Origin of the sequence: Stenotrophomonas humi (genome assembly GCF_001431415.1) — a bacterium.
Classification (GTDB): domain Bacteria; phylum Pseudomonadota; class Gammaproteobacteria; order Xanthomonadales; family Xanthomonadaceae; genus Stenotrophomonas; species Stenotrophomonas humi.
In genome coordinates this window covers 144,725-157,581 of record NZ_LDJI01000003.1, presented here as the reverse complement: position 1 = coordinate 157,581, position 12,857 = coordinate 144,725, and the positions used below count along the sequence as shown (strand labels likewise).

At 65.9% G+C, this 12,857-nt stretch carries 12 protein-coding genes; all 12 read right to left on the bottom strand.

What is annotated here, in order from left to right; all coding sequences use genetic code 11:
* Window positions 1-34 precede the first annotated feature (34 nt).
* The gene (gene gspD / locus ABB26_RS01275; RefSeq protein WP_057631758.1) at window positions 35-2,236 is read right to left on the bottom strand and encodes a type II secretion system secretin GspD; all 2,202 of its coding nucleotides are present in this window, start codon (window positions 2,234-2,236) and stop codon (window positions 35-37) included.
* A gap of 9 nt (window positions 2,237-2,245) precedes the next feature.
* Entirely contained in the window at window positions 2,246-2,923 is a 678-nt protein-coding gene (locus tag ABB26_RS01270) for a hypothetical protein (protein WP_057631757.1), read from the bottom strand.
* The gene (gspM, locus tag ABB26_RS01265; protein WP_057631756.1) at window positions 2,913-3,524 is read right to left on the bottom strand and encodes a type II secretion system protein GspM; all 612 of its coding nucleotides are present in this window, start codon (window positions 3,522-3,524) and stop codon (window positions 2,913-2,915) included. Before gspM ends, ABB26_RS01270 begins: the two co-directional genes overlap by 11 nt.
* Window positions 3,499-4,626: a PilN domain-containing protein gene (locus ABB26_RS01260; RefSeq protein ID WP_057631755.1), complete on the bottom strand. Its 1,128-nt coding sequence runs from the start codon at window positions 4,624-4,626 to the stop codon at window positions 3,499-3,501. The genes gspM and ABB26_RS01260 overlap by 26 nt, the downstream gene beginning before the upstream one ends.
* On the bottom strand, window positions 4,623-5,474 hold the full coding sequence (locus ABB26_RS01255) for a type II secretion system minor pseudopilin (RefSeq protein WP_057631784.1): 852 nt from the start codon (window positions 5,472-5,474) through the stop codon (window positions 4,623-4,625). The genes ABB26_RS01260 and ABB26_RS01255 overlap by 4 nt, the downstream gene beginning before the upstream one ends.
* A 2-nt stretch (window positions 5,475-5,476) precedes the next feature.
* The gene (locus ABB26_RS01250) at window positions 5,477-6,121 is read right to left on the bottom strand and encodes a prepilin-type N-terminal cleavage/methylation domain-containing protein (protein ID WP_057631754.1); all 645 of its coding nucleotides are present in this window, start codon (window positions 6,119-6,121) and stop codon (window positions 5,477-5,479) included.
* Window positions 6,118-6,510: a type II secretion system protein XpsI gene (gene xpsI / locus ABB26_RS01245; RefSeq protein ID WP_057631753.1), complete on the bottom strand. Its 393-nt coding sequence runs from the start codon at window positions 6,508-6,510 to the stop codon at window positions 6,118-6,120. Before xpsI ends, ABB26_RS01250 begins: the two co-directional genes overlap by 4 nt.
* Window positions 6,507-7,007 carry a type II secretion system protein XpsH gene (gene xpsH, locus ABB26_RS01240; RefSeq protein WP_057631783.1) on the bottom strand — a complete coding sequence of 167 codons (501 nt, stop codon included), beginning with the start codon at window positions 7,005-7,007 and terminating at the stop codon, window positions 6,507-6,509. The genes xpsI and xpsH overlap by 4 nt, the downstream gene beginning before the upstream one ends.
* A gap of 23 nt (window positions 7,008-7,030) precedes the next feature.
* Window positions 7,031-7,459: a type II secretion system major pseudopilin GspG gene (gene gspG, locus ABB26_RS01235; RefSeq protein WP_057631752.1), complete on the bottom strand. Its 429-nt coding sequence runs from the start codon at window positions 7,457-7,459 to the stop codon at window positions 7,031-7,033.
* A 28-nt stretch (window positions 7,460-7,487) separates the two neighbouring features.
* Window positions 7,488-8,705, bottom strand: a complete 1,218-nt coding sequence (xpsF, locus tag ABB26_RS01230) for a type II secretion system protein XpsF (protein ID WP_057631751.1) — start codon at window positions 8,703-8,705, stop codon at window positions 7,488-7,490.
* Between the two features lie 31 nt (window positions 8,706-8,736).
* Window positions 8,737-10,464 (bottom strand): type II secretion system ATPase GspE, encoded by a 1,728-nt coding sequence (gspE, locus tag ABB26_RS01225; protein ID WP_057631750.1) that lies wholly within the window; start codon window positions 10,462-10,464, stop codon window positions 8,737-8,739.
* A 372-nt stretch (window positions 10,465-10,836) separates the two neighbouring features.
* Window positions 10,837-12,708 carry a S8 family serine peptidase gene (locus tag ABB26_RS01220; protein ID WP_057631749.1) on the bottom strand — a complete coding sequence of 624 codons (1,872 nt, stop codon included), beginning with the start codon at window positions 12,706-12,708 and terminating at the stop codon, window positions 10,837-10,839.
* Between the last annotated feature and the right edge of the window lie 149 nt (window positions 12,709-12,857).

Genomic DNA, 12,857 nt, shown 5'->3' with positions numbered 1-12,857 from the left:
GGCGCACCGGTCAACGCGTGCGTCCCGGCATGCATCACGGTTTCTTCTGCGGTGTATTGATCGGCTCCATCGCGCGGAACTTGCGGCTGTATTCGTCGGTGAGGTCACGCGACTCCTGGCCGTTGCGCACGATGGTCGGGGTCAGCAGCACGATCACTTCCGTGCGCCGGCTGTTACGGCTTTTGCTGCCGAACAGCGCACCGAGCACCGGAATGCGGCTCAGCCCCGGCACGCCGTTGTGGCCATTGGTGGCACTGTCGGTGATCAGCCCGGCCATCATGATGGTGTCACCACTCTGGACCGCCGCTTCGGTGGCCAGCTTGCGGGTGGAGATGCGGGGATTGCACGCGGTTTTGGATGGATCGCAGTTGGCCGGCACATCCGCGGCGCTGCTTACTTCCTGCACCACATCCATGAACACCATGCCGTCGCGGGTCACCCGCGGCCGCACCTTCAGGATCACGCCGGTGTCGATGTACTGCACCTGGCTGTAGGTGTTCTCGCTCACCCCACCCGTGTTCACCGACACCGTGTTGATCGGCACCTTGTCGCCCACGTTGAGCGTCGCCTCGGCGTTGTTGCGCACGAAGATGGACGGCGTCTGCAGCAGGCGCAGGTCGGTCACCTTGTCCAGCGCGCTCACCACCGCTGCGGCATTGCGGCCGAGGAAGGTCCAGCCCAATCCGCTGCCGCCCGTGATCGAGCCGGCATAGGTGCCCCAGATATCCCGCCCTGCCGCGCTGGGCAGCCCCGCACCTCCGGGAGCAGGAGCATTGACGGCATTCTCGAAGTACCAGTTGACGCCGTAGCTGAGCTCTCCGGTCAACGCCACCTCGGCGACCTGCGCCTCGATGTGGACCTGCAGCGGCATCACGTCCAGCTTCTCGATCACTTCCTGGATCGAACGCCAGGCCTGCGGGGTGGAACGCACCAGCAATGCGTTGGTTTCCTCCACGGCCGACACACCGACCTGGTCGCCCGCCACTTCCAGGCTGACGCTGATGTTGCCCTGCTGCCGCTGCGGAAGACTCATGCTGCCTTCGCTGCTGCGGCTGGCCGTGCCGTCCTGGCTGAGGCCGTCCTGCGTGGTGGAGTTGCTGCTCTCCAACTGCGACGGCACCGCGCCCGGCACCAGCGAGGCCGGCGTGTTGTCGCGACCACCTCGCGTTGCGTTGCTGGAACCGAATACCTCGGCCAGGCGTTCGGCCAGATCCTTGGCCTTGATGTATTTCAATTCATACGAGAACAGGCGAGCGGTGCCGCCCGCGCTGTCGATGCGATCCAGCCACTGCTGGATCTGGTCCAGGTAGCGCGCCTGCGGGGTGATCACCAGCACCGCGTTGGCGTTCTCCAACGGCATGAACCGGAACATGCCGGCGCTGGGTGTCTTGCTGCTTTCGCCGAACACCTTTTCCAGATCACCGGCCACCTGCGCCGCCCGCCCGGACTGCAGCGGGAACACACCCACCGACATGCCCGACAGCCAGTCCACGTCGAAGATCTCGACCGTGCGCAGGTAGTTTTCCAGTTCGGTCCGAGTGCCCCCCAGGGTGATGACGTTGCGCGATGAATCGACACCGACGATGGCGTTGGGCCGCGCATATGGCTCCAGCACCTTCTTCATTTCGCTGGCGGAAATGTACTGCAGGGGCACCACCCGCACCTCGTAACCGCGTGCGGCCGATGCAGGGGCGGTGCTTGGTGCCACCGTGCCGGCCAGCGATTGGTCAGCGGGCACCACGTTGTAACGACCGCCACTGTAGATCAGCCGGGCGTTGTTCCAGCCCAGCACCATCTCCAGCAGGTTCAGCGCCTGCGCCGGCGACACTGGCTTGGGCGTGGCCAGTGTGACCGTGCCCTGCACGGTGGGGGCGATGACGTAGTTCTGCCCCAGCATGTCGCCAAGAATCGCCTTGGTGACGGCCTGCACCGATTCGCCTTCAAAGTTGAACACCGCACTGCCGTTACCTGCCGCCGACAACACCGGTGACGGTGCTGCTGCAGCGGCGCGATTGATGACCGTCCCATTGCCACGGCGGATGACCGCGCGACCCTGGCCGCCGTCGCTCTGCGGATCGTCCACAGCCTCCAGCGCACGGGTACGTGCAGGCTCTCCGGGTGCGGGCGTGGCGACATCCGTGCTGCGCGCATTGCGACGGACCTCCGGCACGGGCGTGGTCGCGCAGCTGCTCAGGGCGGCGATCAGCAGGCTGATGGAAACTATGCGTGACGTCATGCGCTCACTCTATCGGTTCTGGCGGCCGGAGCCGCCGTTCTGGTTCTGTTGCGCCTGCCTGCGGCGGGCCTGGATGCGTTCGCGGATGGCCTGGATCTGATCGGCGCTGGGCGCAGCCGTCGGCTCGGCCAGCGGCGCACTGCTGACCGGTGGCGGCACCGCGCTTGTCGGCGCGGGCAGTGGCGGTGCGCCCTCGCCCTTCGTGGCCGGGCCGCCACTGAACACCTGCAGCTCAAGGTTGAGCGTGCCGGATGGCCCGCTGACCACCGCGCTGCGAGGCTGCAGTGACAACAGCTGCCAACCGTCCTGTGACTCACCGCCCAGGCGCAGTCGAAGCGATCGCCCCTGATCGGTGGTGAGCGTGGCCATTTCCAAGCCGGGCGTGATCAACACACCGCTCAATCGCACCGCGCCGACAGTGGCCTGTTCACCTTCGCCCATGACAAAGGGGTGCGGGCGACGGTCACTGGCAAACAAGGGGCGTGCCAGCGCTTCGCTGTTGTCCACCCCGCGCGCGTCAACAGCATCGGCCACCGGTACGGCAGGCAACGTCGGCAGCGGCGCCGACACGGGTGCCGTGCCGATGCGGCTGCCCAGACCAAACAGGGTGGCCGTCCAGACCGCCAGCGCCCACGCACCGACGACCGCCAGCAGCCAGGTGCGCAGGCCTGCAACGTCATTGCGCATGGGTCACCTCCGTGGCCGGCACCGTGGTGCCCGGCCGCAGATAGCCGCTGAGTTCAAAGCTCACATCCAGGCCATTGCCGCCTTCCGGCCCGACCGCCGAGGCGAGGATGTCCAGACGATCCACGCGCAGCTGTGGCGCGCCGGTTTCCAATGCCTGCAGCACGGTCATCCATTCGCTCATGCCACAACGCAACCGCGCCTGCACCGCGACCCGCACGAAGCGGCCACTGGTATCGGCCGGCAGCGGCGAACGGTCGCTGATGGCACAACTGCGATTGTCGGGACTGGCCTGGCGTGCCGCTTCCTCCAGGCGCTGCACCAGCCGCGAAGTGGCCAGTTCGGCCGAGCCTTCGGGCATGAAGCCGGGTTGTTCGGCCAATGCGTGTTGTGCCTGTTGCAGCCGCTGCGTCACCTGTGGTGCCTGCTGCAACTGGATGCCGATGCGTTGTTGGCGTTCGCGCAGGCTGTCGATCTGTGCATCCACCGCCAGCAGCGGTTGCGTCCACAGTGGATGCACAAGGAGCAGGTAAACCACACCGATCGCGGCGAGCAGCAGGGCCAGCGCCAGCCAGCGATCACGGCGTGTGGGCTGCGGCGCCATCGGCGGCCTCCTGTCGGGGTGCCAGCAGTTCGGCAGTCAGCGTGAAACGTTCGCGCTTGCTGCCACCACCGGCCTGCAGTACACCAGTCAATGAGGGCGATTTCCACAGACGGGAACCTTCCAGTCTGGAGACCAGCGATGAGGCGCTGCCGCTCATGCCGATCAACTGCAGGCGGCCACCTTCGATGGAGAGCTTTTCCAGCCACGTGTCATCGTCGAGCAGGCGACTGAGTTCGTTGATGACTTCGGTGGCGGTGGGCTGCTGTGCGCGCTGCGCGGCAAAGAAGGCATGCCCGTCGACCAGGTCCTGCAGCTGCTGGCGCTGCGCGGCCACCGCACGGGCGCGGACAGCCGTGGACTCGACCTGTGCCGCCAGCTGCGCGGCCGCAGTCCGGCGGTTGTCCAGCAACTGCCAGCCGGCCAGCACCAGCATCACCAGGGCACCCAGCAACAGCATGCGGTTGAGCCGACGCAGGGGATCCTGCCGCTGCCGTCGCTGCGCGGGCGGCAACAGGTTCACGCCCAGCGGGACACCATGGGGGGTGGCGACATCCACGCCATCCAGCTGGGCCAGCCATGCTTCGCGGGGTAACAGCAACGCTTCGATGAGGTGACGCGGGGCGACCACCAGTTCGGCATCCAACTGCCCGTCGCTGCGGCGACCCAGCAGGCGTACATCGAAGTACACCTGCTCGGTGGTGAAGGGTGTTTGCCGGTCGATCTCGAAACCCAGCACATCACGCAGCCGCGCTTCGGCAGCAGCGGGCAAGCGCATGGGTTTGCGCAGTACTGCATGCGCGGGCAACAACGCAAAGCGGGGCAGACTGGCCTCGCGGGCCGACACGGCCGCGTCCAACGCCTGCGGGCCGGAGGACTCCGGCAGCAGGGCCAGCGGCCGCAGTTGGCCGTCATGGGCGTGCAGTACCTCGATGCGACCGCCCTGCGGCGACAGCAACAGCCGTGCATCCGACAGACCAAGCAGCGCCTGCCAGCGCTGTGGCAGCCACGACAGCAATGCACACTTCCACCACGCCCAGAAGCCATCAGCCCCCGGTGCGATGCGTGCCCCCCACTGTCCCAGTCTTTCGCGCAACGCCGTCATCTCGCTACCGCTCCCTGTTCCCACCGTAACACCGTGTACGCTGCACCCTGCGCGCCTTCCGGCGCCAACCGGACCACGCTGCGCAGCACCGCCACGCGTCCGTTCCCCAGCTGCACCCGGCTGTCGACACTATAAGTGCCGCTGCCTGCAGCCACCGCCAGCGGAGTCTGGCCGATCCCGCCTGCGGCGTCTGCCTGCTCGCGCTGGGCGATCACCAGTGCCGCATCCATGCCCAGCGCGGTCAATACCGGCGCGGCGGCAAAACGCGCATTGGGCCGACTGCTGCCGAACACCGTCACCAGCGGCGCCAGCTGCGCGTACAGCGCAGCATCCATGCCGAGCAGGCGCTGCAGCTCGCCGATGCTGTCAAAGCGTGCGTTCTTGGCACCGTAGGGATAACCGGCAGCAGCATAGTCCGCGCTTTCCGCACCGCCGCTGGGTTGCTTCAGATCATCGCCATCGCGCCAATCCAGGATGGCCCCGGCCACCTGCGTGGCACGCGCCGGCTCCACCGCCAGCGCGCGCAACAGGCCTTCCAGCAATGGGCGATCGGCCTGATTCAAATCGACCTTGCCGGTTTCATCGACGATACGCAGGTCCACACTGCGCTCGGCGAACTGCCAGCGGTAGCGGCGCCCATCGGCATGCCAGCGGGGTTGCGTGGGCGTGGCACGCATCCGCGACAAGGCGTAATCAATACCGGCATGGGCGATCTGCTGGCCGCCGCCGAGCTCGGCGGTCACCCGCCCCTGCATGTATTCCACACGCGCACTCAATGCGAACGCCCCGATCGTCGCCGCCAGAAGTGCAATCATCCACAACACCAGCACCAAGGCAGCGCCGCGCATGTTCATCGCCAGCTCCCCGGTGCGCCCTGCTGCGGCAAGGCAACCCGCAGTGGTGGCCACGCCGCGCCCTTGGCTGGCATCACTTCGATGGACACCCACTGCGGCATCCGTCCTGGCACCTGCCACTGCGGCTGCCAATCACCAAGCTGGTTGGTGCCCGGATCAATACCGCGATAACGCAGGCGGACCTGCGTGAGTCCGTCGGCCAGCAGTTCCATGCCGCGCGGTGGGTTTTCCTGCACCTGCTGGCCCGCCTGCAGCAGGGTCAGGCCGATCTTCAATTGCTTTGCGTCACCCTGGCCACTGACTTCCAGCGTATGCACATATGGCCCGCCACGACCAAGGTAATCCGGGACATCGGCGATGAAGCGCATGTGTTGTGCGTCGCCGCTGAACACGGTGGCCATGCCACCGTTCCTGTCGATCTCCATCGGCAACGGCATCGCCGATGCCAGGCGCCGCCGCAGGAAGCCTTCCACACCGCGCATGCGTTCATTGTGGCTGGCAATGGCTTCACCGCGTGTGCTGATGGCTAGTGTGGAGCGCACGATGGCGAACGCCAGCGCCATGCCGGCGGCCAGCAGCACGGTCGCCAACAGCACCTCAATCAGGGTGAAGCCGCGCATGGAAGCTGCCGGCCGGTTCATGGCGTGACTCCGGCAACGGCATCCGAGCGCAGACGCAACGTGCGCCAGCGTAGTTGCTCCTGCGCGCTTTCGCCCCAGCGTACCTGCAGGTCCAGTTGCCACAGGCGCGATCCGGCCTGTCGCGGCTCCACATACGGCGCAACCTGCAACGACCAGCGGTAACGGCCTTTTTCCCACTCACCCTGCTGCTTGCCGGCCGCCAATGGCGCGTCCATGCCGAGCGTGGCCAGCAGCGACTCGGCATGCAACGCCGCGCGGCCTTGGTCGTCGGCGACACGCACCTGACGTGCGGCGCCGGACAGACTGCCCAGCAGCAGCGTCGCTGCCAATGCCATCAGTGCGAAAGCAACGATCACTTCGATCAACGAATAACCACGCTGATGCTTCACGCGCCATCACCGTGCAGCGGGCCGGAGCGGACCTCACCGGTAATCCAGCCAATGTCGATGCGCCACACCGCCGCCTTGGCAATCACGTCGATGCGCCCGCCGGTGGATGCACCATCCTCGAAGAACCGCACCACGCCCACATCGCTGCGACTCTGTACCTGCTGCGCGCCGGTGTAACGCAGCGACAAGGCAGCAGGCAGTTCGCCATGACGCCCTTCCGGCCCCTGCCAACGCCGGGTGCGCATGTCCAACTCAAACTGCTGCGGAACGCCGGTAGCAATGGCGCGGGTGCGCGCGAAGCGCAGCTCCGCGGCCAACGACTTGCCCGCCGAACGCAGGCGCATGCCCTCCAGGCCTCCGTTCATCGCCATCGCCGCCAACAACGCGATGGCCGCGACCAGGGCCAGCACCAGCATCATCTCCAGCAGCGACACGCCCGCCATCGCAGCCTGCCGATGGCGCGGCATGGCCGCCCGTACAGGCACGCGGCGGAGCATGGCGGGCGACGACTGCATCGGGCTTATTCGTAGCGGATATCGGCGTTGTAACTGTCGCCGCCGGGTTGGCCATCCTTGCCCAGGCTGATCAGATCAAACGGGCGCCCTTCACCGGGTGCGCGGTATTCGATGGGATGCCCCCACGGATCGTTGAACTCGGCGGGCTTGGCATAAGGCCCCAGCCAGCCACTGCTGCCGCCGGGCTGGGTGGCAAGTTCATCGAGCTTGGTCGGCAGGCGGCCGGTGTCGAGCTGGAAGTTCTCCACCTTGCCGGCCAGCGTCTGGATCTGGGTCTTGGCAAGGTTGGCTTTGCCACGGTCGGCACCGCCCAGCACGCGGCTGCCCACCAGGGTGAGCACCGCACCAATCAGGACGATGACGATGATGATTTCCAGCAGGCTCATGCCTGCCTGGCGTGCGCGGGAGACCGGTTGTTTCAGGGTTCGCTTCATGGGTTGCATCCTTGATTGCACGTAACGTTCAGCCAATGGCATTGGTCAGGTCGTACAGCGGCACCAGCACCGCAATGATCACCACGCCCACCACCGAAGCCAAGGCCAGTGTGATCACCGGCACCAGCGCCGCGAGCATGCGATCGATGGCCCGCGCGCTTTCCTGCTCGAAGGTGTCGGCGGTCTTGAGCAGCATGTTTTCCAGCGTGCCGGACTCCTCACCCACCTGGATCATCTGCTGCGCCAGACGCGGGAAACGGCCGTTGCGGCCCAGCGATGTCGCCAACCCGGCACCGTTCTTCACCGCTTCGGCCGCTTCGGCGACATCCGCCGACAAGGCGCGGTTGCCCAGTACATTGCGGGCGATTCCCAGACCGGCCAGTAGCGGCACGCCGTTGCGCAGCAAGGTGCCCAGCGTGCGCGTCAGACGCGCGGTTTCCAGCTTGGCGACCAGGCCACCAACCATCGGACGCCGCAGCAGCCAGCCATCGAAAGCCAGCCGGAAATCCGCATCACGGCGCTTGCGTTCAACCCATGGCAGCGCCACGGCCGGCACCACCACGAATACCAGCCACCATTGGCGTACGAACAGGCCCAGCGCCAACACCGCGCTGGTGAACCATGGCAGGGTGACGTCCAGGCTTTCATACATCTGTGCGAACTGCGGCACCACGTAGCCCAGCAGGAACAACAGTGCACCGCCAACCACAAGCAGCAGGATTGCCGGGTAGATCAGCGCATTGATCACGCGCGCCTTGAGTTCCTGGCTGCGCTCCAGGTAGTCGGCCAAGCGCTGCAGGGTTTCGTGCAGGCTGCCGCCGGCCTCACCGGCACGCACCATGTTGACGTACAGGCGCGAGAACAAACCATGCTGGCGTTCCATGGCCTGTGACAGCGGTGCGCCGCCACGAACGGCGTCGCGGATATCGCCGATCACCCGTCGCGAACGCGCGTCTTCGGGCGTGTCCAACAGGATGGACAACGCACGATCCAGCGGCTGCCCTGCTCCGAGCAAGGTCGCCAGCTGCTGAGTGAACTGCACCAACGCTGCACCGGAGAACGGCCGCTGCCGCCATTGCTTCCAACTCGCCCCTTCCAGTGCGGAGCCGGTGGCGAGCTTGGTCTCCACAGGCAGATGGCCCTGTTCCTGCAGCCGTGAGATGACCTCGGCATCGCTGGCCGCATCCATCTGCCCATCCAGCATTTCGCCATGGGCATCCAGTGCCTTGTAACGGTACAGCGGCATCAGCGTGGCAGCTCCCGGTGCAGGCGTGCGGTCATGCATCCTCCGTAACGCGCAGCACTTCTTCCAGCGTGGTTTCACCACGCAATGCCTTGATGATGCCGTCCTCGTACATGCTGCGCATGCCGGCCGCACGTGCCAGCTGCTCAATCTCGCCCATGCCGGCCTTGCGCATCACCGCATTGCGCAGCTCGTCATTCATCACCAGGAATTCGACGATGGTGGTGCGCCCCTTGTAGCCGGTGGGCGCTGCCGCCGAAGGCTGCGGCCGGTAAAGGTGGATGTCGCCCTGCGGTTGGTAGCGGCGCAGGTTGAAGCGTTCGATCTCTTCGGCCGATGCCGGATAACGCTGCGCATGCGTCGGCTCCAGCCGGCGCACCAACCGCTGGGCGAGGATGCCGTTGATGGTGGAGGTGAGCAGGTAATCCTCCACGCCCATGTCCAGCAGGCGGGTGATACCGCCGGCGGCGTTGTTGGTATGCAGCGTGGACAACACCAGATGGCCGGTGAGCGCGGACTGGATCGCGATGCGCGCGGTTTCCAGATCGCGCATTTCGCCGATCATGATGATGTCCGGGTCCTGTCGCACAATGCTGCGCAGCGCGTTGGCGAAATCCAGCCCGATCTGCGGCTTGGCCTGGATCTGGTTGATGCCTTCCAGCTGGTACTCAACCGGATCTTCGACGGTGATGATCTTCACCTTGTCGGTATTGAGCTGGCTGAGCGCGGTATACAGCGTGGTGGTCTTGCCCGAACCGGTGGGGCCGGTGACCAGCAGGATGCCGTGCGGCTGGTTCAACACCTTGCGGAACTGCGGCAGGAAATCCTCGGAAAACCCCAGCCGCTGGAAATCAAACACCACCGCTTCGCGGTCGAGCAGTCGCATCACCACGCTCTCGCCGTGGGCGGTCGGCATGGTGCTCACGCGCAGGTCCAGCTCCTTGCCCTGCACGCGCAGCATGATGCGGCCGTCCTGCGGCAGGCGGCGCTCGGCGATGTTGAGCTTGGCCATGATTTTTATGCGGCTGATCACCGCGGCGGTGAGATTCACCGGCGGGCTCTCGCCATCGATCAGCACGCCATCGACGCGGTAACGCACTTTCAACCGGTTCTCGAACGGCTCGATGTGGATGTCCGAGGCACGCAGCTCCACCGCACGCTGGATCAGCAGGTTCACCAGGCGGATGACCGGTGCTTCGGACGCCAGGTCACGCAGATGTTCGATGTCATCCAGCGGCGCGGCTTCGCCGTCGGCCGATTCCAGAATGGTGCCCATCGCGCTGCGGCCCTGGCCATGCCAGCGTTCGATCACCTCGTCCACTTCGCTGCGCAGGCCAACCACCGGCGCCACCTCGCAGCCGGTTGCCAAGGCGACGGCATCGCGCGCGTAGGCGTCCTGCGGGTCGGCCATCCACACGCGGATGCGGCCCTGGGTTTCCCCCAGTGGCAGCACCAGAAACTGCTTGAGGAAACGCAGCGGCATCGGCTCGGCACCTTCCACCAGCTCCGGCGGCTGCTCGGGCAGATCGCGGGCGGAGAGCAGGCGCAGGCCCAGCACCTTGGCACAGGCCTCAGCGTGGTCACGCTCGGACACCAGCCCCAGCCGGGCCAGCAACACCAACAGGTCGCCAGCGGACTCCTGGTGCAGCTGTCGGGCCCGCAGCAGATCAGCCTCCTTGAGGCGACCCTGGGCCAGCAGCTCGGCGACGATGCCATCAGCGGGCGTGGGTGCACGTTGGGCGTGGTGGGTTGCCGCGTTCACGCAATCCTCCTGTAAGTGTCGGGACTTTAACAGTTCATCCCCACCCTCCGCGCGTCATCGCGGCCGATATTCCGTCAGCACGCCTTGCCTCACGGAGTATCCGCAAACGTCATGGAAATGATGTTGCTTGTGTGCCCCTGCGGCACATCAGCGCTTGAACACATCGTCCCGGGCATCACATTCTTCTGGCGGAAATCCGGATTGTGCGTTTCCCGGATATCTGCCAAGGGCCTGGCACCGCCTGACTGCGCCTGCACGTGCGTCGCCCGGCTTGTGCGTGGCCGGATCGCCCTGCATGACGCCACCAGCGGTGATGTGACCAAACAAGGAACCCCGGCATGGCCGGGGTTCCTTGACGCAGCAGCGTGGACGTTACTGGCGCGCAACCAGGCTCACACCCGAGTACGGGGCCACACCCACCAGCTTGATGAAGTACGTGCCTGCCTTCGGCGTGGTGAAGCGCACGGTCTCACTGTTGCCGGCGCGGGTGGAACGTGCGTCGGACGAAGCGGCGGTCGGCTCCTTGTCGTGGCTGACATACAGCGACACGTCACCGGTGCCGCCGTAGGTCATGAAGGTCAGCACCTTGCCGGCCTCGGCTTCGAAGCTGTACAGCACTTCGTTGCCGGTGTTGCCTGCCAGACCGGTGAGCGCCACCTTGTTGACCAGCGGTGTTGCAACCGGGCCGCAATCGTCCACTTCCGGATCGCACGGCGGCGTGGTGGCCTTGTCCAGCGCCGCCTTGATGTCGAGGATGCCGGCACCAATCGGTGTAGCAGCCGGGATGGCCACCGGGAACGGCTTGACCGTCGACACCAGCAGGTCGCGCATCTGCGTCCAGGTCAGCGGTGTATCAACCACGCTCTGCACCATCGCCACGGCGGCGGCCACGTGCGGCGACGCCATGGAGGTGCCCACCATGCCGGTCGGTCCCCATTCACTGGTCGGTCCCTGCTGGCCCTTGTTGGTCACCTGCCAGATCCAGCCATTGTTGTTCTGCTCGGCGTTGCCACCGGGTGCGGACAGATCCACGCGCGGACCGTAGTTGGAGTAATAGGTCTTGCCGCCGTTGAAGCCGGTGGCACCTACCGAGATGACGTTGTTGCACGAAGACATCGTGTAGCTGCCGGCATTACCGTTGCTGTTGCCTGCCGCCACCACGATGATGCTGCCCAGGCCGATGGCTTGATTGATGGCGTCCTGATAGATGGTCGGGCAGCTTGCCGGCCCGCCGCTGCCCAGACTCATGTTGATCACTTCAGCCGGGGTCTGGTTGGCCGGCAGGCCCGGCACGGCGCCGCCCGCAGCCCAGATGATGCCGTCGGAGATATCACTGCCGAAGCCACCACACGAGCCCAGCACGCGCACCGGCATCACCTTCGATTTGAACGCCAGGCCAGCGAGGTTGACCCCGTTGTTGGTGTCCTGCGCGATGGTGCCCGAGACATGACTGCCGTGCCACGAGCTGACATCGGCATCATGCGGATTGGCGCTTGCCCAACCGGTGCAATAGTTCTGCTCGACCCAGTCGCCCACGTCCCAACCGCCGACAACACGGTCGTCCGTGGCACGACGCGACACGCGCTTGTCGCTGATCATGTCGTAGCCGGGAATGACGGCGGTCTGCAGGTCCGGATTGCCCTGTGTGATGCCGGTGTCGATCACTGCCACCACCACGCCTTCGCCCTGCGAGATGTCCCACGCCTGGGTGGCGTTGACACCACTGATCGCGTTGTAGAAATTCCACTGCGCCGAGGTCTGCGGATCGTTCGGGGTGAAGCTCGGGGTTTCGGTGCTCATGTGATGGTACAGGCGGTCGATCTCCACGCTTTCCACGGCGGGATTGGCCTTCATCTCACGGATGAACTCGGCCGATTCGGCCGCATCGAGCGAACGCGAGGTCTTGACCACGGCCCAGCCCGGGCTACCCATGCGACGCAGCAACGCGGCGCTTGCCGCCGGACGTGCCGCCGCGCGACCCATCGCCGGCACCGCACGGTTCAGCCCCGCACGACTGGCGGCAGCACCGATTCCCTGATTGGCCTTGGCCGAATCACGCAGCTCGCTGGTGCCCGCACGGTATTTCACGACGAAGCGGTACCCGCCCTCGCCTGCGGCAGGCGCGGCACTGAGCGGCCGCGTGGGGAAGTCGCTGGCACCTGCGGCGGTCGCCATGGGAACACCGATTGAAGCCATCAGCACGACACCTGCGATTGCCACTCCAAGCTTGGTCTTCTTCTTCATGTTCGATCTCTCGTCTGGTGGAACAGGGATGGAACTCCATTGCTGCATTGCCTTGCCGTCCTGGCTCGCACCGGCTGCATCGGGGGATGAAACAGCCGATGGTCACGAACCCGGATGCCTCCGCCGCAGCGGGCGGAGGCAAAACCTTG

Excerpts from the sequence above, each read along its gene's own strand:
- gspD (WP_057631758.1), bottom strand. The coding sequence starts at position 2,236 with ATGACGTCACGCATAGTTTCCATCAGCCTGCTGATCGCCGCCCTGAGC.
- ABB26_RS01270 (WP_057631757.1), bottom strand. The coding sequence starts at position 2,923 with ATGCGCAATGACGTTGCAGGCCTGCGCACCTGGCTGCTGGCGGTCGTC.
- gspM (WP_057631756.1), bottom strand. The coding sequence starts at position 3,524 with ATGGCGCCGCAGCCCACACGCCGTGATCGCTGGCTGGCGCTGGCCCTG.
- ABB26_RS01260 (WP_057631755.1), bottom strand. The coding sequence starts at position 4,626 with ATGACGGCGTTGCGCGAAAGACTGGGACAGTGGGGGGCACGCATCGCA.
- ABB26_RS01255 (WP_057631784.1), bottom strand. The coding sequence starts at position 5,474 with ATGCGCGGCGCTGCCTTGGTGCTGGTGTTGTGGATGATTGCACTTCTG.
- ABB26_RS01250 (WP_057631754.1), bottom strand. The coding sequence starts at position 6,121 with ATGAACCGGCCGGCAGCTTCCATGCGCGGCTTCACCCTGATTGAGGTG.
- xpsH (WP_057631783.1), bottom strand. The coding sequence starts at position 7,007 with ATGCTCCGCCGCGTGCCTGTACGGGCGGCCATGCCGCGCCATCGGCAG.
- gspG (WP_057631752.1), bottom strand. The coding sequence starts at position 7,459 with ATGAAGCGAACCCTGAAACAACCGGTCTCCCGCGCACGCCAGGCAGGC.
- xpsF (WP_057631751.1), bottom strand. The coding sequence starts at position 8,705 with ATGCCGCTGTACCGTTACAAGGCACTGGATGCCCATGGCGAAATGCTG.
- ABB26_RS01220 (WP_057631749.1), bottom strand. The coding sequence starts at position 12,708 with ATGAAGAAGAAGACCAAGCTTGGAGTGGCAATCGCAGGTGTCGTGCTG.